23 protein-coding genes are annotated in these 25,478 nt (G+C 68.3%); 16 read left to right on the plus strand and 7 right to left on the minus strand.

Going from position 1 to position 25,478, the window contains the following annotated elements; all coding sequences use genetic code 11:
• The first annotated feature begins 28 nt into the window (after positions 1–28).
• The 6 genes from EJJ38_RS10825 (at position 29) to EJJ38_RS10850 (ending at position 5,247) form a co-directional block, all read left to right on the plus strand.
• The gene (locus EJJ38_RS10825; protein WP_127090070.1) at positions 29–979 is read left to right on the plus strand and encodes an alpha-E domain-containing protein; all 951 of its coding nucleotides are present in this window, start codon (positions 29–31) and stop codon (positions 977–979) included.
• Positions 980–1,093: 114 nt separating this feature from the next.
• Positions 1,094–1,951: a transglutaminase-like domain-containing protein gene (locus tag EJJ38_RS10830; RefSeq protein WP_127090071.1), complete on the plus strand. Its 858-nt coding sequence runs from the start codon at positions 1,094–1,096 to the stop codon at positions 1,949–1,951.
• 67 nt (positions 1,952–2,018) lie between these two features.
• Positions 2,019–2,459, plus strand: a complete 441-nt coding sequence (locus tag EJJ38_RS10835; RefSeq protein ID WP_127090072.1) for an HIT family protein — start codon at positions 2,019–2,021, stop codon at positions 2,457–2,459.
• Positions 2,460–2,503: 44 nt separating this feature from the next.
• A complete protein-coding gene (locus EJJ38_RS10840) occupies positions 2,504–3,628 on the plus strand; it encodes an ATP-grasp domain-containing protein (protein ID WP_127090073.1) in 1,125 nt (374 codons plus the stop codon).
• A 132-nt stretch (positions 3,629–3,760) separates the two neighbouring features.
• The gene (gene folB, locus EJJ38_RS10845) at positions 3,761–4,195 is read left to right on the plus strand and encodes a dihydroneopterin aldolase (RefSeq protein WP_245454185.1); all 435 of its coding nucleotides are present in this window, start codon (positions 3,761–3,763) and stop codon (positions 4,193–4,195) included.
• A gap of 68 nt (positions 4,196–4,263) precedes the next feature.
• The gene (locus EJJ38_RS10850; RefSeq protein WP_127090074.1) at positions 4,264–5,247 is read left to right on the plus strand and encodes a class 1 fructose-bisphosphatase; all 984 of its coding nucleotides are present in this window, start codon (positions 4,264–4,266) and stop codon (positions 5,245–5,247) included.
• A gap of 76 nt (positions 5,248–5,323) precedes the next feature.
• On the opposite strand, the gene EJJ38_RS10855 is transcribed toward EJJ38_RS10850, so the two are convergent.
• Entirely contained in the window at positions 5,324–5,935 is a 612-nt protein-coding gene (locus EJJ38_RS10855; protein ID WP_127090075.1) for an LOG family protein, read from the minus strand.
• Between the two features lie 151 nt (positions 5,936–6,086).
• On the opposite strand from EJJ38_RS10855, the gene EJJ38_RS10860 reads away from it, so the two are divergent.
• The 6 genes from EJJ38_RS10860 to EJJ38_RS10885 all read left to right on the plus strand — a co-directional run bounded on the left by EJJ38_RS10860 (position 6,087) and on the right by EJJ38_RS10885 (position 12,757).
• A complete protein-coding gene (locus EJJ38_RS10860) occupies positions 6,087–6,422 on the plus strand; it encodes an ArsR/SmtB family transcription factor (protein WP_127090076.1) in 336 nt (111 codons plus the stop codon).
• Between the two features lie 10 nt (positions 6,423–6,432).
• Positions 6,433–8,382: an ABCB family ABC transporter ATP-binding protein/permease gene (locus tag EJJ38_RS10865; protein WP_127090358.1), complete on the plus strand. Its 1,950-nt coding sequence runs from the start codon at positions 6,433–6,435 to the stop codon at positions 8,380–8,382.
• A 38-nt stretch (positions 8,383–8,420) separates the two neighbouring features.
• Positions 8,421–10,166, plus strand: coding sequence for a glucosamine inositolphosphorylceramide transferase family protein (locus EJJ38_RS10870; RefSeq protein WP_127090077.1), 1,746 nt, complete (start codon positions 8,421–8,423; stop codon positions 10,164–10,166).
• 77 nt (positions 10,167–10,243) lie between these two features.
• The gene (locus EJJ38_RS10875; RefSeq protein WP_127090078.1) at positions 10,244–10,945 is read left to right on the plus strand and encodes a phosphatidylserine decarboxylase; all 702 of its coding nucleotides are present in this window, start codon (positions 10,244–10,246) and stop codon (positions 10,943–10,945) included.
• 6 nt (positions 10,946–10,951) lie between these two features.
• Complete coding sequence (pssA, locus tag EJJ38_RS10880) at positions 10,952–11,797, plus strand: CDP-diacylglycerol--serine O-phosphatidyltransferase (protein WP_127090079.1); 846 nt, start codon at positions 10,952–10,954, stop codon at positions 11,795–11,797.
• A 189-nt stretch (positions 11,798–11,986) separates the two neighbouring features.
• On the plus strand, positions 11,987–12,757 hold the full coding sequence (locus EJJ38_RS10885) for a VOC family protein (RefSeq protein ID WP_127090359.1): 771 nt from the start codon (positions 11,987–11,989) through the stop codon (positions 12,755–12,757).
• A 99-nt stretch (positions 12,758–12,856) separates the two neighbouring features.
• On the opposite strand, the gene EJJ38_RS10890 is transcribed toward EJJ38_RS10885, so the two are convergent.
• Positions 12,857–15,577 carry a molybdopterin-dependent oxidoreductase gene (locus tag EJJ38_RS10890; protein WP_127090080.1) on the minus strand — a complete coding sequence of 907 codons (2,721 nt, stop codon included), beginning with the start codon at positions 15,575–15,577 and terminating at the stop codon, positions 12,857–12,859.
• On the minus strand, positions 15,574–16,404 hold the full coding sequence (locus EJJ38_RS10895; RefSeq protein WP_127090081.1) for an FAD binding domain-containing protein: 831 nt from the start codon (positions 16,402–16,404) through the stop codon (positions 15,574–15,576). Before EJJ38_RS10895 ends, EJJ38_RS10890 begins: the two co-directional genes overlap by 4 nt.
• Positions 16,405–16,530: 126 nt before the next feature.
• Here EJJ38_RS10895 and EJJ38_RS10900 point away from each other — a divergent pair, with 126 nt between their 5' ends.
• Complete coding sequence (locus tag EJJ38_RS10900) at positions 16,531–17,643, plus strand: linear amide C-N hydrolase (protein WP_127090082.1); 1,113 nt, start codon at positions 16,531–16,533, stop codon at positions 17,641–17,643.
• Positions 17,644–17,720: 77 nt separating this feature from the next.
• Here the strand turns inward: EJJ38_RS10900 and EJJ38_RS10905 are convergent, their stop codons facing one another.
• The 3 genes from EJJ38_RS10905 to EJJ38_RS10915 all read right to left on the minus strand — a co-directional run bounded on the left by EJJ38_RS10905 (position 17,721) and on the right by EJJ38_RS10915 (position 20,521).
• Positions 17,721–19,319 carry an acyl-CoA synthetase gene (locus tag EJJ38_RS10905; protein ID WP_127090083.1) on the minus strand — a complete coding sequence of 533 codons (1,599 nt, stop codon included), beginning with the start codon at positions 19,317–19,319 and terminating at the stop codon, positions 17,721–17,723.
• 119 nt (positions 19,320–19,438) lie between these two features.
• On the minus strand, positions 19,439–20,119 hold the full coding sequence (gene rpe / locus EJJ38_RS10910) for a ribulose-phosphate 3-epimerase (protein ID WP_127090084.1): 681 nt from the start codon (positions 20,117–20,119) through the stop codon (positions 19,439–19,441).
• A 117-nt stretch (positions 20,120–20,236) separates the two neighbouring features.
• Positions 20,237–20,521: an exodeoxyribonuclease VII small subunit gene (locus tag EJJ38_RS10915; RefSeq protein ID WP_127090085.1), complete on the minus strand. Its 285-nt coding sequence runs from the start codon at positions 20,519–20,521 to the stop codon at positions 20,237–20,239.
• A gap of 169 nt (positions 20,522–20,690) precedes the next feature.
• On the opposite strand from EJJ38_RS10915, the gene EJJ38_RS10920 reads away from it, so the two are divergent.
• From EJJ38_RS10920 to EJJ38_RS10930, 3 genes are all read left to right on the plus strand, one after another.
• Positions 20,691–21,839, plus strand: a complete 1,149-nt coding sequence (locus EJJ38_RS10920) for an ATP phosphoribosyltransferase regulatory subunit (RefSeq protein WP_127090086.1) — start codon at positions 20,691–20,693, stop codon at positions 21,837–21,839.
• On the plus strand, positions 21,839–22,819 hold the full coding sequence (gene hisG / locus EJJ38_RS10925) for an ATP phosphoribosyltransferase (protein WP_127090087.1): 981 nt from the start codon (positions 21,839–21,841) through the stop codon (positions 22,817–22,819). Before EJJ38_RS10920 ends, hisG begins: the two co-directional genes overlap by 1 nt.
• 152 nt (positions 22,820–22,971) lie before the next feature.
• A complete protein-coding gene (locus tag EJJ38_RS10930) occupies positions 22,972–23,946 on the plus strand; it encodes a malate dehydrogenase (protein WP_127090088.1) in 975 nt (324 codons plus the stop codon).
• Between the two features lie 166 nt (positions 23,947–24,112).
• On the opposite strand, the gene hemN is transcribed toward EJJ38_RS10930, so the two are convergent.
• A complete protein-coding gene (gene hemN / locus EJJ38_RS10935; protein ID WP_127090089.1) occupies positions 24,113–25,477 on the minus strand; it encodes an oxygen-independent coproporphyrinogen III oxidase in 1,365 nt (454 codons plus the stop codon).
• Between the last annotated feature and the right edge of the window lies 1 nt (position 25,478).

Consider the following 25,478-nt stretch of genomic DNA (forward strand, 5'->3'; position numbering starts at 1 on the left):
ACCCGACTTTGGACACACGAGCCCCAAAATGCTCTCCCGTACCGCCGATAACATCTACTGGCTGGCCCGTTACGTGGAACGCGCCGACTGCCTCGCGCGCATCCTGGACGTGGCCCAGCGTCTCTCCTACCTGCCGGTCACCTATGGAGGCTCCACCAATGAGTGGAGCTCGGTGCTGCTCACCGCCGGCTGTGCCGACGCCTTCGTCGAGAAGCACGGCCCCATCGAGAACGCGACCGAGGAGAACGTGGTCTCCTTCCTCGCCCTCGATCCGGAGAACCCCACCTCCATCCGCAACTGCTTCGAGGTGGCGCGCACCAATGCGCGCTCGGTGCGCACCGCGCTGACCTCCGAGATGTGGGACGCCATCAACGCCTCCTGGATCGAGCTGCGCGGCTTTCCGGACCGGGCGCTCACCCGGGAGGAGCTGACGCGCTTCCTCGCCTTCGTGAAGGAGACCTCGCTGCGCTTCGACGGTGCCATGCACCGCACCATGCTGCGCAACGATGCCTTCTGGTTCGCGCGTACCGGCGTGCATATGGAGCGTGCGGACAATACCGCTCGTATCCTAGACGTGAAGTATCACGTCCTGCTGCCGGACGAGGAGCAGGTGGGCGGGCCGCTGGACTATTTCCAGTGGGCCTCGATCCTGCGCTCGGTGTCCGCGCTCACCGCCTTCCACTGGGTCTACCGCGACTCCGTGAAGCCCTGGCTGGTGGCGGATCTGCTGATCCTGAACCGCGCCATGCCGCGCTCTCTGGCGAGCTGCTACGAGAACCTCGCCAATTCCCTGGACGACATCGCCGACGCCTATGGCCGGCAGGGCCCGTCCCAGCGGCTGGCCCGCTCCATCCGGGCGCGGCTCACGAACCAGTCCATCGACGACGTGTTCCATACCGGCCTGCACGAATTCATTTCCGAATTCATCTCCGACAACAACAAGCTCGGAGCGGAGATCACGGAGCAATATCTCACCTGAGGCTCCGGCGCGGAGGTTGCGCCGGCCGCCACTCAGCCCTAATCCGGGGTCAACGATCCGGGCGCCCCGCCTTCGCGGACGCGCCCGGACCATCGCCGCCTGGAAGAAGAAGCGATGCGCGTACGGGTCCGACACAAACTGGTTCATGCCTTGGAGCCGGGCACACGCACGGCCATCGCGCTCCTGCGCGTCACGCCGCGCAATCATGACGGCCAATATGTCCAGCGCTGGTCGCTCGATGTGGAGCCCGATTGCCGCCTCTATCCCCATGAGGATGCCTTCGGAAACCTCACCCACACCTTCACCGTGGAGGCACCGGGCGACGAGATCATCCTGACCGCCTCCGGCGAGGTAGACACCCAGGACGCATCCGGCATCGTGCGCGGGACGCTGGAGCGCTTCCCGCCCACCCTGTTCCTGCGCCCAACCCCCCTCACCACGCTGACGCCCGAGGTAGCGCAGTTCGCCCGCCTGGTCCTGGATGCCGCCACCGACGATCTCGGCCGCCTCCACGCGCTCATGAGCATCATCCATGCGGAGGTGAAGGAAGCCCCCCGCGCGCCGGCCGCCCCCGCAATGGGCGCGGCCGATGTGCTCAAGGCCAAGGCCGGCTGCCCCGGCGGCATCACCCATCTGTTCACCGCCTGCGCCCAGTCTCTGGGCATCCCCAGCCGCCATGTCTCCGGCTATGTGGCCGAGGCGGATGGGAACGGCCATGCCCGCGAATGGGCCGAGGCCTATGTGCCGCGCATCGGCTGGGTCGCCTTCGATTGCGGCCGCTCGCTCTGCGCCACCGACAGCTATGTGCGGGTGGCGGTGGGCCTCGATGCGGCCGGCGTCACCCTGCTGAAGGGCATGGGCGTGACGGTGAAGGAGGAAGTCCAGGCGCGCGAGACACGCGGCGGTCCCCGCGCACCCACCAGCGGCACCTCCGCCCAGAGCCAGCGCGAGCAGGGCCAGCGCGACCAATAGCCCGTCGCACTTGACCCCCGGCGCCCCGCCTGCGATGCGACAAGGGAAGGCACCCGGAGAGGCCACCATGAGCGACAAGCTGACGCCCGCCTACGACCCGCAGAACATCTTCGCCAAGATCCTGCGAGGGGAAATCCCGGCCTTCAAGGTCTATGAGGACGACAAGGTTTTCGCCTTTCTGGACATCATGCCCCGCGCGCCGGGCCACACATTGGTGATCCCGAAGGCACCCGCGCGGAACCTGCTCGACATCACCCCCGACGATCTCGCGGCCGTGGCCGTTGTGGCGCAGAAGGTGGCAAAGGCCGGTCTCGTCGCGTTCGAGGCTGACGGCGTGACGCTGATGCAGTTCAGCGAGCCGGCCAGCGGACAGGAAGTCTACCATCTGCACATGCACATCATTCCCCGGGTGGACGGCGTGCCGCTGAAGCCCGCCGCCAGCATCAAGGAAGACATGGCCGTGCTCGCCGGGCATGCCGAACGCCTCAAGGCGGCCCTCGCCGCCTGATCTTTGCCGCGCCCCGGCGCGGTCTTTCCGGCCGGGAGACACCCATGGACCTCGCCGTCATCGCCCTTTCCGCCCGCCCGCTTGCCGCCAGCGCCTCGCGCGCGGGGCTGGCGGCGCTGGCGCTGGACCTGTTCGCGGACCTCGACACCTGCGCCCATGCGGCCCGCTGCGTGCGGGTGCACAAGAAAGGCGGCCTCGCCTTTGACGGGGACGACCTGCTCCAGGCGCTCGCCTCCCTCTCCCCGCCGGGCCTGCCGGTGGTGCTGGGGGGTGGGTTCGAGCATGACACGGGGCTCATGCAGCGCATCGGCGAGCGCAACCCCATCCTGGGCAACATGGCCGAGACGGTGCGCCTGCTGAAGGACCCGCTGGCGCTCTCCGCCCTGTGCGGGCATCTGCGGGTGCCCTTCCCGGCTGTGACGCTGGAGGCACCTGCGGGCGCGCTGCAGGAAACCGCCCTGGTGGAGAAACAGATCGGCGGCCTCGGCGGCTCCCATGTGCGTGCGCGTGCGGCCGGGGACGTGAGCCCGCCTGCGCCGGGCCGCTATCTCCAGGCGCGGGTGGAGGGCGACACCTATTCCCTCGTCCTTCTCTGCAACGGCACGGATTCCCGCGTGGTGGGCGCGGTGCGCCAATGGACGGCGCCGAGCCCCGACCAGCCGTTCCGCTATGGCGGCGCGCTCGGCCCGGTGGCCCTGCCGGGCGGACATGGCGGCGCCATTCTTCGCGGCGCGCAGACCATCGCCCAGGTGTGCGGCCTTGTGGGCATCGTCTCCTTCGACGTGGTGATCGGCCCCTCCGGCTGGTGGCTGCTGGAGATCAATCCCCGCCCCGGCTCCAGCCTGGAAATCCTGGACGTGGACCCGCTTCCCCCGCTGCTGGCGCTGCATCTGGCTGCCTGCGGAGGCAAGCTGCCCAAAGCCCTTCCCACCCCTCGGGGCGTGTCGGCCACCGCCGTCCTCTATGCGGACGCGGACGTGATGATCCCGCCCGGCGACTGGCCCGCGGACGTGGGCGACCGGCTTGCGGCCGGCAGCGTCATCCCCCGGGGCGCGCCCATCTGCACGGTCAAGGCCCAGGCCGCGACACCCGAAGCCACGCGCGTGGCGGTGGAGGCGCGCCTCGCCGAGATGCGCGGGCGGCTCGGTTTGCCCTCGCCGGACGCCTGAGGGATGATGCGTGGCGCCTGAGAAGCATCCGCGCGGCGGCGCTCGAAGACCCGAGCGGACGATCATGATCCTTCCATCGCCTCGACGGGGCGACGGTATTCCAGCTTTCCTTTTTGCCGGCGGCCAGATGCCATGATGGACCCTTCCGACCCCATTGCCCTCGCGGCAGAAGATGCCGAAGCGAGCGCCGCGCCGGCGCCCGGCCGCCGCGACCGCATCTTCCTGCGCGGCCTGCAATTCTACGCCCGCCACGGCGCCAAGAAGGCCGAGCAGGTGATCGGCCAGCGCTTCGTGGTGGATGTGGACTGGTGGCACGACACCCGCCCCGCCGCCTGGGCCGACGACATCGCGCTGACCGTCTCCTACCAGGACGTGTACGAGCATGTGCGCGCGGTGGTGGAGGATGACCTCGTCCAGCTCATCGAGACGCTGGCGGAGCGCATCGCCACGCGCCTGCTGGACCATTTCCAGCTCATGGAACAGGTGCGCGTGGTGGTGCACAAGCCAGGCGCGCCCATTACCGGCGTATTCGGCGACGTAGGCGTCGAGATCCTGCGCAGCCGCTGAGCGGCCCCTCGACGCATCGACCCAGTTACGCCATAAGAACGCGCAAATTGGCCGATGGAGAAGCATCCGTGAGCGTGACCCTTCAGGCGTTCCTGCGTGACTATGCCGGAACGGACCCTCGCAAGCTGGCGGTGGCGGATGCGGTGTCGCGCATCGCGGAAGCGGGCATCGCCATCGCGGATCTGGTGGCCCAGGGGCCCCTGGCCGACCACTTCGCCAAGGTGCGCGGCGACGAGGCGAATGCCGGCGGCGACACCCAGAAGGAACTGGACGTGATCGCCGAGGAAGCGATCATCGCCAAGCTCAAGAGCGGCCCCGTGGCCTTCCTCGGCTCGGAAGAGAGCGAGACCCCCATCCCGCTCAATGCGGACGGCAGCCTCGTGGTGGCCGTGGATCCGCTGGACGGCTCCTCCAACATCGACACCAACGTGTCGGTGGGCACCATCTATTCGGTCCTGCCCTATGACGCGGCGAGCTTCCCCGATCCGACGGCGGCGCTGATGCAGAAGGGCTCCGCGCAGCTTGCGGCGGGCTTCCTCATCTACGGTCCGTCCACGGTTCTGGTCTCCACGCTCGGCGCGGGCACGCAGGTGTTCGCGCTGGACCGCGCCAGCGGTGACTTCATCCTCGCCAAGGCGGCGGTGGAGATTGCGGCGGCGACCAAGGAATACGGGGTGAACCAGTCCAACATGCGCCATTGGGAAGAGCCCATGCGGCGCTATATCGAGGACTGCCTCGCGGGCAAGGACGGCCCCCGCGCCAAGGACTTCAACATGCGCTGGGTGGGCTCCATGGTGGCCGACGCCTTCCGCATCTTCACGCGCGGCGGCGTCTACATCTATTCCGGCGACAAGCGGAAGGGCTATGAGAATGGCCGCCTGCGGCTGATCTACGAGGCCAATCCGGTGGCCTTCATCACCGAGCAGGCCCAGGGCGCGGCCACGGACGGCACCACCCGCATCCTCGACATCACGCCCCAGAAGCTGCACCAGCGCATCCCGCTGGTGTTCGGCTCGCGCGAGGAAGTGGCGAAGATCGCGTCTTATTATTGAGGATACGAGGCGGCCGTGCCCGCGCGCGGCCTGCCCCCTTCCCCTGCATTCAGGGAGGGCTGGCTGAGCCCTCGCCTCACATCTTGTCGATGGCGAACATGGGCTGTGCGCCGCGCAGTTCCGACTCGGGAACCCGCGCGGCGGCGGTTCGCAGCTTCGGCAGGATCTCGTCCACATGATCCGCCACAAGGATCTCCACCGGGTTCGCGCCGCCGATGAAGGCGGAGGCCCGCATGTGATCCAGCAGCGAGAGCAGCGGGTCCCAGAAGCCGGCAATGTTGGCGATGAGGATCGGCTTGCGGTGACGCCCGAGCTGCGCCCAGGTGAGCTGCTCCACAAGTTCCTCCAGCGTGCCGACGCCGCCGGGAAACGCCACGAAGGCATCGGCGCGCTCGAACATGAGGCGCTTGCGCTCGTGCATGTCCTGCGTCACCACCATCTCGGCGTCGTGCTCGAACGCCCGTTCGCGTGAGATGAGGAAGTGCGGGATGATGCCGGTCACCTGACCGCCGTTCAGGGCGACCGCCGTCGCCACTTCCCCCATGAGGCCCACGCCGCCGCCGCCATAGACGAGGCGGATGCCGTTGCGGGCGAGTTGGGTGCCGAAGTGCCGTGCATCCTCGGCGAACAGGGGATCGGCACCTTTCGAGGAGCCACAATAGACACAGATACTTTCAATCGAGGCCATGGCGCTCACTGTAGCAGTTTTGTGCAGTGCGTCACGGGGGCGACCCCATCTTTCCGTGCCGTCCACCATGGCGGGGACCGCCGACGAAACAATGACGGCGCGCGGAAGATCGGTTGATTGTGACAAGGCCATCGTTTATCGGCGATTTACGATGGACGGACCTCTTCTTCACCAATTGGCCGATCGCCTGAAGGCGCTCTCCCACCCCGCCCGGCTCAAGGTGCTGGTGACGCTGGCGGGCGGGGACGGCTGTCAGTGCGGCGCCATCGTCGCGGGCCTGCCCCTGGCGCAGTCCACCGTCTCGCAACATATAAAGGTTCTGCTGGAGGCGGGCCTGATCCGGGGGGGCACGGAAAAGGGGCGCGCCTGCTACTGTCTCGACGCGGAAGCGCTCGCCACGCTACGCCGGGATCTCGACATTCTGTTCTCCGCCTTGCATGCGCCCGCGCCCGATGCGGCATGCGAGCCCGAAAAGGCCCACGTTTGACATGTCCGACATGACCCGGCCGGGATCGTCCCGGCGTTCGTTCAAGGCCGTCTCGGCGGCCGGGGGCGCGCTGCTCGCGACCGTGCGCGCGCTCTGGCCCTATCTGTGGCCGCAGGATCGCGCGGACCTGCGCCGCCGCGTGGTGGCGACCCTGCTGCTGCTGTTCCTCGCCAAGCTCGCCACCATGGCGGTGCCCTTCTTCTTCAAATGGGCCACCGACGCGCTGGCCCATGTGCCGGACGACCAGGGCGACCCGGAGATCGCCTGGCTGCTGGCCGCCCCCGTGCTGCTGACGCTTGCCTATGGCGGCTCGCGCGTCGTGATGGCGGGCATCACCCAGCTGCGCGACGGCATGTTCGCCCAGGTGGCGCTCCATGCGGTGCGCAAGCTGGCGCTGGAAACCTTCGACCACATGCATGCTCTGTCCTTGCGCTTCCATCTGGAGCGCAAGACGGGCGGCCTCACCCGCGTTCTGGAGCGGGCGCGCGAGGGCATCGAGACCATCGTGCGCATGCTGATGCTCCAGCTCGCGCCCACCATCGTCGAACTGGTGCTGGTGCTCGTCGTATTGGCCGTCGCCTTCGACTGGCGCTACGTGGCGGTCGTGGTGACCATGGTGGTGCTCTACACATGGTTCACCTATGTCGCGAGCGAGTGGCGCATCTCCATCCGCCGCGACATGAACGAGAGCGACACCGAGGCCAACACCAAGGCCGTGGACAGCCTCCTGAACTACGAGACGGTGAAGTATTTCGGCGCGGAGCGCTGGGAAAGCGCGCGCTACGACAAGTCGGTGGCCCGCTATGAGAGTGCCACCGTGCGCACCTTCACCTCGCTCGCCTGGCTCAATGCCGGGCAGGCGGTGATCTTCACCCTGGGCCTCACCGCCACCATGGTGTTGGCCGCCTTCGACGTGCGCTCCGGCCGCCAGAGCGTCGGCGCCTTCGTCATGGTCAATGCCATGATGATCCAGCTGTACCAGCCGCTGAACTTCCTCGGCATGATCTATCGCGAGATCAAGCAGGCCATCGTCGACATTGAGGCCATGTTCACCGTGCTGGCCCGCGATCCCGAAATCGAGGACGCCCCCGACGCGGCGCCGCTGGTGGTGGCGGGCGGGACGGTGCGGTTCGAGGACGTGCACTTCTCCTACGATCCGGGGCGCGAGATCCTGCGCGGCGTCACCTTCGAGGTTCCGGCGGGGCGCACATTGGCCATTGTCGGCCCCTCCGGCGCGGGCAAGAGCACCCTCTCGCGCCTGCTCTATCGCTTCTATGATGTCTCCTCGGGGCGCATCACCATTGACGGGCAGGACCTGCGGGCGGTGACGCAGGACAGCCTGCGCGCCGCCATCGGCATGGTTCCCCAAGACACGGTGCTGTTCAACGACACCATCGCCTACAACATCCGCTATGGGCGCTTCGGCGCGAGCGAGGCGGAAGTGGAGGCGGCCGCCGGGCTGGCGCAGATCGACGCCTTCATCCGCGCCACCCCCAAGGGCTACCAGACCGAGGTGGGCGAGCGGGGGCTGAAGCTCTCCGGCGGCGAGAAGCAGCGGGTCGCCATCGCCCGCACCATCCTGAAGGCGCCGCCCATCCTGGTTCTGGACGAGGCCACCTCGGCCCTGGACAGCCACACGGAGCGGGACATCCAGGAAGCCCTGGACGGCGTCTCGCGCGGGCGCACCACTTTGGTCATCGCCCACCGCCTCTCCACCGTGGTGAATGCCGACCGCATCATCGTCCTCGCCAAGGGCCGGATCGCGGAGCAGGGAACCCATGGCGAGCTTCTGGAGCTGAACGGGGTCTATGCCGCGCTCTGGCAGCGCCAGCGGGAAGCGGACGACGCACGCGAGCGCCTGCGTGCCGCTGGGGAAGAGGAGAGCGCGTCGGAAAAGCGGGAGGTTTCAGCAGGTTCGGCAACAAACCGGACGTTGCCCGAGCCGTCGGGAGCGTGGTAGCAAAAAACCAGAGCACCTCCGGATTCAAGGGCTGCCGCGTGACCGGCGATCTCTTCTTGGCCTCCGCCTCCCCCGCCCCCAAGCTGCGGGTGGGCCTGCTGATTGACGGCCCCGAATTACCGGCCGTCTTCGCGGCCATGGTGGATGACATCCAGCGCTCGAGCTTCGCCGAGATCGTGCTTGTGGTGCGCAATGCCGGGGGCGCGGGCGCCGCGCCGCGGCCCGCCTCCCTCGCGGCCCGGGCACTGAAATTCCTGCGCACACCCGAGCTTCGCCACGCCATCGCCTATGCGCTCTATCTCCGGCTGGACGAAAAGCGCAGCCGGCGCGCGGGCGAGGACCCCACCCGGCGCGTGGACTGTTCCGAGCGCTTGCGCGGCATTCCCCAGCTTGCAGTGGCGCCCCTCGTTAGCGGCCATGTGCAGCGCTTCCCGCCGGAGGCGCTGGACGCCATCCGGGCGGTGAAGCTCGACGTTTTCGTGCGGTTCGGATTCAACATCCTGAAGGGCGACATCCTCACCGCCGCCCGCTACGGCATCTGGTCCTTCCACCACGGCGACAATGATTTCTATCGCGGCTCCCCGCCTTATTTCTGGGAGATGACGGAGGACAATCCGCGCGCCGGCGTGATCCTCCAGGTCCTCAGCGAGAAGCTGGATGACGGGCTCGTCCTGGCGAAGGGGCAATATGCCAATGAGGGCGGCGTCTCCCTCTACCTCACCCGCATGGGGCCATACTGGGGATCGGCCTATTTCCTCATCTGGAAGCTGAAGCAGTTGCACGAGCAGGGCTTCGAGGCGCTGAAGGCCCAGGCCGTGCCGCCCGCCCCCTATGCGGGCCGCCAAAAGCTCTACAAGAAGCCGAAGAACCGCGATGTGCTGGGCTGGCTCGCGCGCGCGGTGCGCGACAAGCTGGCCGAGCGGCTGGGGCGCCGCATCCAGCATTGGCAGACCGCCGTGCGGCGGGACGTGGACATGCCGTCCGTCCGGCCCGGCACGGGGGCCTTGGACCTTTCCCGCTTCGCCTTCTTCGCGGCCCCCAAGGGGCATTTCTACGCCGACCCCATGCTGTTCGTCCATGAGGGGCGCACCTACCTCTTCCTTGAGGATTACGACTATGCCGCCGACCGCGGCGACATCGCGGTGATGGACATCACCGACGGCGTGCCGCAGACGGCGGACATCTGCCTCGCCACCGGCTCCCACCTCTCTTATCCGCTCGTCTTCGCCCATGACGGCGCGCTCTACATGATCCCCGAGAGCATGGCGGCGGGCGAGGTTGCGCTCTACCGGGCCGAGCTGTTCCCCCACCGCTGGGTGAAGGAGAAGGTGCTGTTCCGGGGACCCGTGGTGGACACGACGCCCTACCTGAAGGACGGCGTCTGGTATTTTTTCGCCACCTTCCTCGCGCCCGGCACCAAGGCCACGTCCCTGCATTTGTTCACGGCGGACAGCCTCACCGGGGAGTGGCGCCTTCATCCCGCCAGCCCGCTCTCCAACGATGTGCGCGACGCGCGCTGCGCCGGGCGCATCGTGGAGCAGGACGGGGTGCTCTACCGCCCCGCCCAGGACTGCTCGGGCACCTATGGGCGGGCCATACGTTTCTGCCGCATCGACCGCCTGACGCCCGACGACTATGCGGAGACCCCGGTCCTGGAAGTGGGGCCCGATGCGGTGCCGGCCTTTGCCGGGCAGCCGTGCGAGGGCATCCACACCTATGACCGCGCCGGGCGGTTCGAGGTGATCGACGCCAAGTACAGCCTGCCCCGGACCGAGATCCTGTGAGGAGCGCCCGCCCACAGCGTGATTTGACGCCTTGCCGGGGGCGCACTACCTATCGGGCTCCGTAAAGGGAGCCGCGTGTGTCCATCCTCGCCAGCATCCGCAAGACCATTCCGCCCGTCCATCGCGAAGGCTATCCGTTCATCGCCATCGCGGCGGTGCTCACGCTGGTCATTTTCCTGGTGTCCACCTTCTGGGGGATGCTGGCGCTCGGCCTCACGGTCTGGACCGCCTTGTTCTTCCGCGACCCCCAGCGCGTCACGCCCATCCGCGAGGGTCTGGTGGTATCGCCCGCGGACGGGGTCATCTCGCAGATCACCCTCGCGATCCCCCCGCGCGAGCTGGATCTCTCCGACACGCCGCTCCTGCGGGTCTCGGTCTTCATGAACGTGTTCAACGTGCATGTGAACCGCGCGCCGGTCACCGGCCGCGTGGCGCGCATCGCCTACAAGCCGGGCATCTTCCTCAATGCGGACCTGGACAAGGCGAGCGAGGACAATGAGCGCAACGGCTTCATCTTCCAGACCGCCTTCGGGCCGGTGGGCTGCGTGCAGATTGCGGGTCTCATCGCCCGGCGCATCGTGTGCTTCGTGCGCGAGGGCGAGGAGATGGGCGCGGGCGAGCGCTTCGGCCTGATCCGGTTCGGCTCGCGGGTGGACATCTATCTGCCGCCGGGCACGCGCCTTCTGGTGGCCGAAGGCCAGCTCGCCACGGCCGGCGAGACCATGATTGCGGATTTCGCCGCCCAAGGCGGGCGCGACACCGCTTACCGGGTCAGCTGAGGTCCCATGGCGCCGCTCTTTCCCCCGTTCGATCCGGAGGGCAAGCCCCGCTTCGGCACCTTCGGGCGCATTCCGCTGCGCGTGCTCATTCCCAATCTCGTCACGCTGCTGGCCCTGTGCTCCGGCCTCACGGCCGTGCGCATGGCGGTGGAGGACCGGTTCGAGCTGGCGCTCGCCGCCATCGTCTTCGCCGCCATCCTGGACGGGGTGGACGGGCGGCTTGCCCGCGCGCTCAAGGGCACCTCGCGCTTCGGCGCGGAGTTGGACAGCCTCGCGGACTTCGTGAATTTCGGCTGCGTTCCCGCCCTCATTCTCTACATGTGGGGCCTGGACGAGGTCGGCTCCATGGGCTGGATCGCGGCGCTCCTGTTCGCCATCTGCGCGGCACTGCGCCTTGCGCGCTTCAATGTGATGCTGGACGACCCCGACCGTCCGCCCTTCGCCGCCGACTTCTTCACCGGCATTCCCGCTCCTGCCGGGGCCATCACGGTGCTGCTGCCGGTCTATCTGGAGCTTGTGGGCGTGCCGCACGGTTCGGCCACCGCACCTTTGGCCATGATCTACACCATCGCCATCGGCGTGCTCATGATCTCCAAGCTGCCCGCATGGTCCGGCAAGACGCTGGGCAAGAAGGTGCGGCGCGACATGGTGCTGCCGCTGTTCGTGCTGGTCGCTTTGTTCGCGGGCCTGCTGGCGAGCTATCCGTGGCTCGTCCTGTCCGTCTGCTCCGTGCTCTATCTGGCCTTCCTCCCGCTCTCCACCCTGCGCTACCGGGCGTTGCTGGCGGACTATGAGGCCGAGCAGGCGCGCGAGGCGGCCTCCGGCGGGGCGCCCTCCGACGTGGCGCCCTGAGCGCCGGCGTCCCGTAATTCATCCGTCAACAGAATGCGCGAGGCTGCGGGGCTTTCGCGCGATAGCGTTTCCGAGCGAAGTGTGAAGCGGTTCGCGTGAAGGAAACGCGGAAACTCAAAGAGATAGAGTGTTTCAGCATTTCCTTGAAAGGCTGAAACACTCTTGATGGGAGGATCGAAGATGGGACAGCTGCAGGGAACGTTCGTCTGGTACGAACTGATGACCACGGACACGGAAGCCGCGAACCGCTTCTATGCTGACGCGGTGGGCTGGCAGACCCGCGACGCCGGTATGCCGGGCATGGCCTACACCCTGCTCTCCTCGGGCGGCGACGATATCGCCGGCATCATGGAATTGCCGGAAAACGCCCGCGCCATGGGCGCGCCGCCGTCCTGGATCGGCTATGTGGGCGTGGACGACGTGGATGCGGGCGCCGCCTCCGTCGCCGCGGGCGGCGGGCAGGTCTATCGCGCACCGCAGGACATTCCCGGCATCGGCCGCTTCGCGATCGTCGCCGACCCGGAGGGCGCGGTCTTCGCGCTGTTCCAGGGCGACGGCGAAATGCCGCCCCGCAACCCCGCCATGCGTCCCGGCCTCGTGGGCTGGCACGAACTGCTGGCCACCGATCCCGAGCGCGCCTTCGCCTTCTATTCCGGCCAGTATGGCTGGGCGAAGGACCAGGCCATCGACATGGGCCCGCTCGGCACCTACCAGCTCTTCACCTATGGCGGCGGCTCCGAGGGCGTGGGCGGCATGATGGCCCGTCCGCCCGGCGTGCCCGTCTCCTTCTGGACCTATTATTTCACCACCGACGACATCGTCTTCGCCGAGGCGCGGGTGATCGCCGGCGGCGGGCGCATCATCAACGGGCCCATGGAAGTGCCCGGCGGCGTCCACATCTTCCAGGCTCTGGACCCGCAGGGCGCGGTGTTCGCCATGGTGGGGCCGAAGCTCGCCTGAGGCCGGTTCAACCGGCCGTGCCCTCATGGATGGACCGGTGGCACGCGCCGCCGCAAACCCGCACCGCGCCGCCCCGGTGAGAGACCGGGGCGGATCAGGTCATTCACAAGCCGCGCCGGATGCTGCGAGCGCCGCATGGACCGTATCGGGCGCGAAGGGCGGGTGGGTCAGCCGCACGCCGGTGGCATCGCGCACCGCATTGGCCAGCGCCGGGGCCACCGGGTTGAAAGGGCTTTCGCTCATGGACTTCGCCCCGAACGGCCCGAGCCGGTCATAGGTGTCCGCGAACAGCACCTCGGTGCGCGGGATGTCCACGAACCGGGGCATCAGGTAGGAGCGGAAGTTGGGGGTCTCCACCACGCCGTCCGGGCCGATGCGCAGGTTCTCGCTCATGGCGGCGCCCAATGCCTGGGCAACCCCGCCTTCGACCTGCCCACGGCATTGCATGGGATTGAGCACCCGGCCCGCATCGGCCGCCTGCACGCTCTTGAGGATGCGCAACTCCCCCGTGCCGCGGTTCACCGCCACCTTGAAACCGTGGACATTGAAGGCTACCGAGCGGGGCGATCCCGTGGAATGCCCTTCCACCGTGATGGTCCCACCCGCCTGCGCGGCCAAGGCCGAAAGCGGCACCGCCGTGGCGCCCGCGCGCACCGCGCCGTCTTCCAGGTGGCAGGCCTCGGGCGCGACGCCCGCCGCCCCGGCCGCCTCGGCGAGGAGGCGCTCCGCCATGGCACGGGCCGCACGCTCCGTGGCGAGGCCGGCCACCACGATGCCGGTGCTGCCGAAGGCGCCGGTATCATGGCCGAGCTGCGTCGTGTCGCCCTGGACGAGGCGGATCTTGTCCGGCGTCGTGGCCAGCACGCTGGCCGCGATCTGGCGATGCACCGTGCTGGTGCCGTTGCCGAACTCCACCGTGCCCACGGTCAGCTCGAACGCACCGTCCTCCGTCAGCCGGACGCGGGCATCCGAGAAATGGCCGCGCGGGGGAATGGTGTCGATCATGGCCGCCGCCATGCCCTGGCCGGTGGCCCATTCCGCGCCGTCCGGCGGCACACTCTCATCGCGGGCGAGAGCGGCTTCCACGAGATCCAGGCACTGGTCCAGGCCGTAGCTGCCGAATTCCACGTCGTGGGGATGGTCCGAATAGGCCCTCATGGCATCGCCCGGGCGCACCACATTGAGCCGCCGCAGCTCGAACGGATCGACACCGATGGTGCGCGCCAGTTCGTCCAGCGCCGATTCCATGGCGAAGACGGTCTGGCTCAGCCCATAGCCCCGGAAGGCGCCGCTGGGCAGGGTGTTGGTGTAGGCCGCAAAGCCGTCCACCTTCTTGTTGGGGCAGCGATAGAGCTGCAGCACCTCGTTGCAGCCATGGAACAGAGTGCCGACGCTGTGATTGCCGTAGGCCCCCGCATCGCTCACCACGCGGATCTGCATGGCGGTGAGCGTCCCGTCGCGCCGGGCGCCGAGCATCACCCGCACGCGCACCGGATGGCGGCAGGTGGCGGCCGTGAACTGCTCCTCGCGGGTGAATTCGTGCTTCACCTTGCGCCCGGTCTTGAGCACGGCGAGGGCGACGATGTCCTCGGTGAGCATCTCCTGCTTGGCGCCGAAACCGCCGCCCACGCGCCCACAGGCCACGCGGACCAAAGCGGGGTCCAGCGAAAGCACGTCCGCCAGCGCGTTGCGGACCAGGAACGGAACCTGGGACGAGGTGCGCAGGGAGAGGGTGCCGTCCGCTTCCAGCCAGCCGATGCTCCCCAGGGTTTCCAGATGGCCGTGCTGGATGCGCTGGGAGGCATAATTGCCTTCATAGATGGCATCCGCCTCGGCAAAGCCTGCCTCCACGTCGCCCAGCATGCCGTGGACTTCCCCCACCACATTGCGCTCGGGTGCCCCGATGCGAGAGGTGGCGGGGTCCTTGTGGTGGAGAATGGGCGCGCCGGGCGCCATGGCGGCTTCCGGATCGAACACGGCGGGCAGGATCTCGTAATCCACCTTGATGCGCCGGCACCCTTCCTCCGCCGCGCCCTCGCTCTCAGCCACCACGGCCGCCACGCGCTGGCCGACGAAGCGCACAACGTCGTCCAGGATGCGCAAATCGTCCGGGTCGTCCTTCGAGACCTCGTGGCGCGCCGAGGAGAAGCAGGCTTGGGGCGCATCCGCATGGGTCAGCACGGCGATGACGCCGGGCACGTCATACGCACCACTGGCATCGATGGCGCGGATGCGGGCGTGCGGATGAGGCGAGCGCAGGATCTTCAGATGCGCCGCATCGTCCACCGGAACGTCCATTGTGTAGCGGACGGCGCCCGTCACCACCGCATGGTTCGCCGGGTCGGGCAGGCTGACGCCGCAGGAGGGGGCGTCCTGCGGGGCTTGCTCCGTATGGGCGATGCCGTGCACCGCGTCCTCGACGGCGCGGTAGCCGCTACAGCGGCAGATATTGCCCTTCAGGGCGATGGGCAGGTCCGCCCGCTGGCCCTGGGTAAGGGCCGCCGTGGTCATGACCATGCCGGGCGTACAGAAGCCGCACTGGAAGCCCTGGGCGGCGATGAACGCCTCCTGGACGGGGTGAAGGCCATCCGCGCCGCGCATCCCCTCGATGGTGCGCACTTCCCGCCCTTTGGCGCGGAAGGCGGGAAAGATGCAGCTATGAACCGGCTCGCCGTCCACATGGACGGTGCAGGCGCCGCAATCGCCCGTGTCGCATCCCTTCTTCACGCCGAACCAGCCCTGGTCCCGCAGGAAGGTGCGCAGGCATTGGCCGGCACGGGGCGCGGCGTCGGTGGGGTGTCCGTTGATCGTGAGGGTCATGCCCGGTCTCCCTCGTACAGCGCGTTCCGGATTTCCTCCGCCATGCGGACCGTCATGTGGCGCCGCCAGGCCGGGGCCCCGTGAATGTCGTCATAGAAGCCTTCGGGCGGAATCCCCGCCTCCAGGCGGGCGCGCAGGGTCTGCGCGTCCGGCGCCTCGGGGAAATGGAATTGCAGCGGCCGGGGAACCGAGGCGGTGACGGCCAGCGTGAAGGCCCCACTCGTCCGGTCCCGCGTGCCGATGAGCAGCGCCGCCGACCGGCCATGGCGCGTGAGCGAGGCGCGGCGCATCTCGGCGCTGCGGGCAAGCACGGCGGCGGGAATGTGGATGCTGCGCAGGATCTCGCCGGGCCGCAGGGCATTCTGCCGGGGGCCGGTGATGAAATCGAACAGAGAGACGCGACGGTCTGTCCCGTCCGGCGCCCAGAGGAGGCAGGTGGCCTCCAGCCCGGCGGACAGCGAGATCATGGGGCCGGCGGGGAGCGACATGCACAAATTGCCGCCCACGGTGGCCATGTTCCACACCTTGAACGAGCCCATGAGGCAGCGGCAGCAGTCCGCCAGCAAATGCGCCGCGGGCCATTCGGCGGGCAGGTTCGCCGCATTCAGCTCCGCCAGGGTGCAGGTGGCGGCAATCTCCAGCCCCTCCGGGCTGACACGCAGCGGCTCCCAGCCGAGGGTGGACAGATCCACCAGCCGTCGCAGATGGGGCTGTGGTTCGGAAAAGAGCCAGGTGCCGCCGCCGACAAAGGCATCTCCCGGAGAAAAGGGGGGAATCTCGCCCCGTGCACCCGGCTGTTGCACATGCTCGATGGTATTGAGGTCCATCTTTTCCCCCCTCGCCGCAACACACTGGAAACCAGAAGCATTCTAAACGACTTAGCTTTGCCTGTGCATCCCTCAATAGAGGGATATGGTTCCGGCCTGCAGTGAACTGCGTATAAGGAGAACGACGTGCTCAATCGCATCATCCGGACGGGCGCTGCCGCCCTGGCGCTCGGCGCGGCCGTGCTGCTGCCGGTGCAGCAGGCCGCCGCCTGCACCTCCTTCCTGCTGAAGGCTGCCGACGGCGGCTTCGTCTATGGGCGCACCATGGAGTTCGGGCTGGCGCTCAACTCGCAGATCATCGTCGTGCCGCGCAACCTCGCCTATTCGGGCACCGGGCCGGACGGCAAGGCGGGAACGGGTCTGACCTGGACCACGAAATACGGCGTGGGTGGCGCCAACGCCTTCGGCCTGCCGGTCATCATGGACGGGGTGAACGAGGCGGGCCTCGCGGGCGGCATCCTCTATCTGCCGGGCCTCTCGCTCTATCAGGACGTGCCGGCTTCGGAGGGCAAGACCTCCATCGCCGCCCATGAGGTGCTGACCTACGTGCTCACCAATTTCGCCACCGTGGCGGAGGTGAAGACGGGGCTGCCGAAGATCAAGGTGAACCGGTCGGCCCTTGAGGCCCTCAAAATGCCCGTGCCCATGCACATCACGCTGCATGACGCCACCGGGGCGAGCCTCGTCATCGAATATATCGGCGGGGAACTCCAGCTCCACGACAACCCGACGACGGTCCTCACCAACGCGCCCGCCTTCGACTGGCATGTGGCCAATCTGGGCAATTACCTGTCCCTGTCGGCCTACAATCCTGAGCCCCTGAAGCTGGGCAGCCTCACCATCTCGCCGCCCTCCACGGGCGCCGGCGCGCCGGGCCTGCCGGGCGACATGTCCTCGCCCTCGCGCTTCGTGCGGGCGTTCCTGTATTCGCGGGCGGCGCCGGTCATGCCCACCACGGAGCAGGCCAGCAGCCTCGCCTTCCACATCCTCAACAATTTCGACATCTCGCCCGGCATCATCCGCACCTCGGCGGATTCGGCCACCGGCGGCGGGGTGACGGGCATCGAGACCACGGAATGGACCTCCGTGGTGGATCTGAAGGCCAAGCGCTACACGATCCGCACCTATGACAACAGCCAGACCCGGGTGCTGGACCTCGCCAAGGCGCCGCTGGACGGGAAAGAGATCAAGACCTTCCCGCTGAACCAGCCGGCCACCGCGGTGGACATCCTGAAGTAAGCAGGATCAGGCCTTGCCCAGCGGGGGATGTCCAAAACATTCCCCGCTGACAGGCTCAGGCGTGGCGCGGGGCCGGATCAGCCCAGCGCGCGCAATTCCCGTCGCAGAATCTTGCCCGTGGCGGTCATGGGCAATGTGTTCGTGAAGGCGACGTGGCGGGGATATTCGTGGGCGGACAGGCGCTCGCGCACATGCTGCTGGATCTCGGCGGCGAGCCCATCGGAACCTTCAAAACCGTCCTTCAGCACCACCCAGGCTTTCACCGCCTCGGTGCGCACCGGGTCCGGTATGCCCACCACCGCCACCAAAGCGACGGCCGGGTGCTTCAGGATGCAGTCCTCGATCTCCCCCGGCCCGATGCGGTAGCCGGCCGAGGTGATCACGTCGTCCGAGCGGCCCACATACCAGAGATAGCCTTCCTCGTCCGTGCGCCCCATGTCGCCGGTCAGCAGGAAATCGCCCGCATATTTGTCCCGCGTGGCGGCGGGGTTGCGCCAATATTCCAGCATCATCACGGGATCGCCGCGCCGGATGCCGATATGGCCCTCCGCGCCCGTGGGCAGCGGGTTGCCCTCATCGTCCACGACGCGCACGTCATGGCCCGGAATGGGCTTGCCCATGGCGCCGGGGCGGATGGGGAAATAGCTGGAATTGGAGCCCACCACGAGGTTGCACTCGGTCTGCCCGTAGATCTCACGGGCCTCCACCCCAAGCCGATCCTTCACGAAGGCGCCCAGCTCCGCACCCAGCGTCTCGCCGCCCGTGAGCAGCGAGCGCAGGACGAGGCCGGGATGGCGCACATCCGCCTGTCGCATGAGCTTGAGGGCGGTGGGCGGCAGGAAGACGTTGCGCACCTTGTGGCGCGCCATGAGGTCCATGGCGGCGTCGGGGGCGAACTTCTTCGCCCGGTGGGCGAGCACCGGCACGCCCAGATAGAGGGTGGGGAACAGCACGTCGAACAGGCCGCCGATCCAGGCCCAGTCGGCGGGCGTCCAGTGCAGGTCGCCGGGCTGGGGCATGCCCTCATGGATGAAGGTGATGCACGGCAGATGGCCCAGCAGGATGCGGTGCCCGTGAAGCGCCCCCTTGGGGTTTCCCGTGGTGCCCGAGGTGAAGATGATAATGGCCGGATCGTCCGGGCCCGTATCCACCGGCGTGAAGCGGTCCGAAGCCAGCGCCAGGGCGGCGTCGAAGGAGAGCGCACCGCCCGTATCCGCGCCGATGACATAGACATGGGTAAGATCGGGCAGATGGTCGCGCACGCGGGCGAGCTTGGCGAGGCCGGGCAGGTCCGTGACCAGCGCCTTCGCTCCTGAGGCACCCAGCCGGTATTCCAGCGCCTCGTCGCCGAACAAGGTGAAGAGCGGCACCGAGACGAGGCCCGCCTTGAACGCGGCGAGATGCGCGATGGCGGTTTCCGGCGCCTGGGGCAGGAACACGCCCATCCGGTCGCCCCGCTGCAGACCGGCGGCGACCAGCACATTGGCGAAACGGTTGGTGAGGCGGGAGAGGTCCTCGAAGGAATAGCGGCGCTCGGTGCCGTCCTCCTCCTCGAAGATCAGGGCCGGCTTGCCCGCGCCGGTGGCATGGGCATCGGTGCAGGCGACGCCGATATTCAGCCGCTCCGGGATGTTCCAGCGGAAGGCGCGGATCAGGTCGTCATAGGCGTCGGCCATGGCTGTTTCCTCGAAGGGCGTCGTTCTTCGGACGCGGCTCTCAAGGAAACAATCGAACGTTTTATTCCTGCCCGTCAAGCGGGATCAGACCGGCAGGCCCGATCTTTCCCGCGCGCCCCTCAGGCCACAAGACCCAGGGCGTTGGCGGCGCCGTCGCGGATGGCGCGGATGTTCGTACGGTAGCCCTCGATGCCGCCCTTGAACACGGCCGAGCCTGCCACCAGAACGTCGGCGCCCGCCTTGGCGCAGAGCGCGCCGGTCTGCGGGTTCACGCCGCCATCCACCTCAATGCGGATGTCGCGGCCGCGCACCATGTCGCGGATGCGGGAGATCTTGGGCAGCACTTCGGGAATGAAGGCCTGCCCGCCAAAGCCCGGATTGACGCTCATCACGCAGATGAGGTCCACCTTATCGAGCACATATTCGAGGCAGCTCTCATGGGTGGCGGGATTGAGCGCCACGCCCGCCTTCTTGCCGAGCCCCCGGATCACCTGGAGGCAGCGGTCGAGATGGTCGGTGGCTTCCACCTGCACGGTGATGATGTCCGAGCCCGCCGCCGCGAACGCCTCCAAATAGGCCTCCACGGGGGAGATCATCAGGTGGGTGTCGAAGGTCTTGTCCGTATAGCGGCGCAGCGACTTGATGATGTCCGGGCCGAAGGTGATGTTGGGCACGAAATGGCCGTCCATCACGTCGAGATGGATATAATCCGCCCCAGCCGCCGCCACGTCGCGCACCTCTTCGCCGAGGCGCGAGAAATCGGAGGCGAGGATGGAAGGGGCGATCAGGGGCAAGGTCATGGCGGGTCTCTCCGTCGGCGGCGCTTCTATAGCAGATCGGGCGGCGGTTTTGAGGCGCGCCGTCATGCGCTGCGCACATGGAGCATGCGCATGCCCCCGTGCGGCGCCATGGCTGGATCAGCCCGCCGGATCGAGCGGCGCGGTGCCGGAGGGGCGGCCGTCCGCATCGCGGGTGATCATGTCCACCCGGGCCTCGGCTTCCTTCAGCAGCGCGTCGCAGCGCGCCCGCAGGGCCTCGCCCCGCTCATAGATGGCGATGGATTCCTCCAGCGGCACATTGCCCGCCTCCAGGCGCTGGACGATGGTCTCCAGCTCCGCCAGCGCAGCCTCGAAGGAGAGGCCCGAGATATCCGGCGCGGCGGGCCGGGCGGCGTCCTTAGCGGTCTTGGCTGTCTCGGCCATGGGCGTGTCCTTCCTTGCGTCGGCAATCCGCGAATCTGCCGCACCATAGCCGATCCGCCCCGCGCATCGAACCCAAGCGGGCAGGCCCCGCGCGCATTGACGCTTCCATCCGGGGCCATGGCGCACTAGAACCCGCGCGGACCCACCCGGAACCCGTCTGGACCTTTCCATGTCTCCCGCGGCGATGAGCCCCCTCCCCCGGCGCGATGCGCGCGCTTTGGACGAAGCCCTCCTGTCCCGCTTCGCGGATGCCGGCTTCGCGCGGGTCGATCCCCCGATCCTGCAGCCCGCCGACGTGTTCCTCGATCTGTCCGGCGAATCGATCCGCCGCCGCCTTTATCTCACCACCGATGCTGAAGGCGCCGAATTGTGCCTGCGGCCGGACCTGACCATTCCCGTGGCGCGCGAAGTGCTGGCGGCCCGCATGCCCCTGCCCGCCGCGGTCAGCTATCTCGGCCCGGTGTTCCGGTTCCGTGGCGAGGGCACCGGCGAGTTCCGCCAGGCGGGCGTCGAATCCTTCGGGCGCGCCGACACGGAAGCGGCAGACGCGGAGATCCTCGCCCTCGGCCTTGAAACCTGCGCCATCTATAATCTGCCCGCCCCGCAGATCCGCCTGGGCGATGTGGGCCTGTTCGGCGCGCTGCTGGATGCGCTGCCGCTGGCTCCCGCCTGGCGCCGCCGCCTCATGAAGGATTTCGGCCAGGGGCGCCTGGATGCCGACCTCCAGCGCATCAGCGCCGAGCGCACCGGCAACGGCACCGGCCATGCGGGCGTGCTCAACGCCCTGGCGGGCTCGGACCCGGAAGGCGCCCGCGCGCTGGTGACGGACCTCCTGTCCATCGCCGGCATCACCACGGTGGGCGGGCGCAGCGTCTCGGAGATCGCGGCGCGCTTCCTGGAACAGTCGGCGCTGGACGCGGGCAACAGCCTGCCGCCCGAGACCAGCCTGTTCCTGTCGCGCTATCTCGCCATTGCCGGCGACCCCGACGATGCCTCGGCCCGCATCCGGGCGCTCACGCGGGAGGCGGGGCTCGTCATCGATGCCGCGCTCGATGCCTTCGACCGGCGCTCCGGCTTCCTGACCACGCGCGGCATCAGCCTGTCGGACGTGGCCTTCTCCACCGCCTTCGGCCGCCCGCTGGATTATTACAGCGGCATGGTCTTCGAGCTGCACGATCCCTCCGGGCGGGTCAACGGCCCGCTGGTGGCGGGCGGGCGCTACGATCCGCTCCTGCCGCGCCTCGGCGCGCCGCAGCCCATCCCGGCCGTGGGCCTTGCTGCGTGGCTGGAACGTCTTGCCGTGGTGGAGGGCGCGTGATGAGCGAGACCCTGATTCTCGCCGTGCCCTCCAAGGGACGGCTCCAGGAGAATGTGAACGCCTTCTTCGCCCGCGCGGGCATGTCGCTGGTCCAGGCGCGCGGCGCGCGGGACTATCGCGGCGCGCTGAACGGCGTGGACGGCGTGGAGGTGGCTTATCTCTCCGCCTCCGAGATCGCCGGCGCCCTTGCGGCGGGCACCGCCCATGTGGGCGTCACCGGAGAGGATCTGGTGCGGGAGAACATCCCCCATGCGGACAGCCGCGTGGCGCTGCTGGAGAAGCTGGGCTTCGGCCATGCCAATGTGGTGGTGGCGGTTCCCCAGGCCTGGATCGACGTGCGCTGCATGGATGATCTGGACGACGTGGCGGGCCATTTCCACAGCCGCACCGGGCGGCGCATCCGCGTCGCCACCAAATATGTGAATCTCACCCGCGCCTTCTTCGCGCGGCACGGCATTGTGGATTACCGCATCGTGGAAAGCGCGGGCGCCACCGAGGGCACGCCCGCGTCTGGCTCGGCCGAGCTGATCGTGGACATCACCACCACCGGCTCGACGCTCGCCGCCAACGCCCTGAAGGTGGTGGATGACGGGGTGATCCTGAAGTCGGAAGCGAATCTCGTCGCCTCCCTCACCGCGCCCTGGACCATCGGCGCGCGCACCGCCGCCCGCGCCATGTTCGACCGCATGGCGGCCGAGCGCCGCGCGCGCACAATGCGCGAAGTGCGCACCCGCTTCACCCGCGCCGATGCGGGCCTCGTGGAGCGGGCGGTGCAAGACTTCCGCTGCGTCGCCCCGTTCGGCGGGCCCACCTCCTCGGGCATGCTGACCCTGCATTGCCCGCCGGACACGCTGCACGCGCTGGCGGTGTTCCTGCGCGGCCACGGCGCCAGCATGGTGACGGTGGGGGCGATCGAATACGTCTTCGCCTCCGACAATCCGCTCTACGAGATGCTGGAGGCGCGCCTTTCGGGGCGCTGAAGCTGGGCCGCGCCGTTGCTCCGCACATTTTTTTGCGCTGCGGCGCCCAGGTCCCGCTTTTTTCTTCGGTAGCCGGGTGAAAGCGGGCGCAAGCCGTCCTATAAGCCAGGACCGGGCGCGTCCCGCGCCAGTCCTGGCCTTGGAGCTTTTACATGACCCGTCCTGCCAAGCGCGTCGCCATTACCGGTGCGGCCGGCCAGATCTCCTATTCGCTTCTGTTCCGCATTGCCCACGGCGACATCTTCGGAGCCGACCAGCCCGTCATCCTTCAGCTTCTGGACCTGCCGCAGGCCCAGGCGGCCGTGGGCGGCGTGGTGATGGAGCTTGAGGATTGCGCGTTCCCGCTGCTGGCCGGCACGGTCATCACCGACGATCCGGCCGTTGCGCTGCGCGATGTGGACGCCGCCATCTTCGTGGGCGCCCGCCCGCGTTCGAAGGGCATGGAGCGTCGCGACCTGCTGTCCGCCAATGCCGAGATCTTCAAGGTGCAGGGCCGCGCCCTGAACGAGGCCGCCAAGCGCGACGCCAAGGTGCTCGTGGTGGGCAACCCCGCCAACACCAATGCCGGCATCCTCTCGCACTTCGCGCCGGACTTCCCGGCCGAGAACATCACCGCCATGCTGCGGCTCGACCACAACCGCGCGCTCTCCCAGCTCGCGGCCAAGGCCGGCATCGAAGTGGCGAGCATCGAGAAGATGACCGTGTGGGGCAATCATTCGCCCACCATGTTCGCCGACTGGCGCTTCGCCACCTCCGGCGGCAAGTCCCTGCCCGAGATCATCGGCGACGAGACCTGGTATCGCGAGACCTTCATCCCCACCGTCGCCAAGCGCGGCACGGCCATCATCGAAGCCCGCGGCGCCTCCTCGGCGGCCTCCGCCGCCAACGCGGCCATTGACCACATGCATGACTGGGTCCAGGGCACCAATGGCGGCTGGGTCTCCATGGGCGTGCGCTCGGACGGCGACTACGGCATTCCGGAAGGCATCATCGCCGGCGTGCCCTGCACCTGCGCCAACGGCTCTTATGAGCGCGTGAAGGGCCTGCCCATCGACGACTTCGCCCGCAAGATGATCGACCACACCGTGGCCGAGCTGAAGGAAGAGATCGAGGCCGCGCTCTCCTGAGCCCTGCCGATCCGATCATCCGTTGAGAGGGGCGCGGTTTCCGCGCCCCTTTTCTTTTGGCTCATACCAACGGCCTCGATCTTTGACCGAAGCCGAGTGGTTTACGCTCAGGCGCCGCGCAGGCTTGCACCATCGGCCCGTGCGTGGAGGTTACGGGCCGATGGTGTCAGACCGCCATCGAGTGGCGCCCGCCCTGGCCGAGATAGGCGTCGAAGGCCGAGGCCACCACGCGGGCGATCTCATGGGCATGGGACGTGATGGCGAGGCGCTTGCCGTCGAACGTCACCCAGCCCGCATCGAGGAACGGGCGCAGCGCGTCGAGGTCGGCCGTCAGCGCCTCCGGGGGCGCCCCGTGGGATGCCGCGATCTCGGCCAGATCCACGTCGAAATAGCACAGCAACTGGGCGATCACGTCGCCGCGCAGGGCGTCCTCGCCCGCAAAGGCCCGGCCCTTGACGGTCGGCAGGCACCCCGCATCCACCGCGCGCCGCCAGCCGGCGACATCGGGGGCATTCTGGGCATAGCCGAACGGCGTGCGGCTGATGGAAGAGGCGCCGAGGCCCAGAAGCGTGCCGGCCTCGTCCGTAGTGTAGCCCTGGAAGTTGCGGTGCAGCCGCCGGGCGTCGCGGGCCAGGGTCATGCTGTCGTCCGGCAAGGCGAAATGGTCGATGCCGATCTCCACATAGCCGCCCGCCACCAGCATCTCGCGGGCGAGCCCCGCATGGCGGATGCGCGCCTCCGCGCCCGGCAAGTCCGCTTCCACCACCAGCTTCTGGTGCGACTTCATCCAGGGCACATGGGCATAGCCGAACAGCGAGATGCGGTTCGGCCGCAGATCCAGCATATGGCGCACCGTGTCCGCGATGCTCAGATGCGTCTGGCGCGGCAGGCCGTACATGAGGTCCGCATTGATGGCCGCGATGCCCGCCGCCCGCAGCGCCGCAAAGCCAGCCGCCACGGTCTCCAGCGGCTGGATACGGCCGATGGCGGTCTGCACGTCCCCATCCAGCGTCTGCACGCCGAGGCTCGCGCGGGTGATGCCGATGCCGGCCAGAAGGCGCGCGCCCTCCTGCGTCAGGTGGCGCGGGTCCAGCTCGATGGCATGCTCGATGCCGGCGGGAATGCGGAAGTGCCGGTGAAGCGCGGCGGCGAGCTCCTCCAGGCAGTCCGGCGGCAGCGCATTGGGCGTGCCCCCGCCCCAATGGATATGGGAGACCTCAGTCGTCCCCACCTGCTCGGCCACCAAAGCGATTTCCGCCGCCAGCACCTGCGCATAGGCGCGCACCGGCTCCTCCCGGCGCACCGCCTTGGTGTTGCAGCCGCAATAGCTGCACAAGGACTGGCAGAACGGCACATGCAGATAGAGCGAAACGGGCGCAGCCGTGTCCTTCAGGCGCGCCAGCCACGCGCCGTAATCGGCGCCGGTCACCTGCGCCGAGAAATGGGGCGCCGTGGGATAGGAAGTGTAGCGCGGCACCATGCGGCGGGCATGGTCCAGAAGGGCGGCGGAGGGCGGGACGTGACTGATCATG

Origin of the sequence: Aquabacter cavernae (genome assembly GCF_003993795.1) — a bacterium.
In the GTDB taxonomy this organism is placed as follows: Bacteria; Pseudomonadota; Alphaproteobacteria; order Rhizobiales; family Xanthobacteraceae; genus Aquabacter; species Aquabacter cavernae.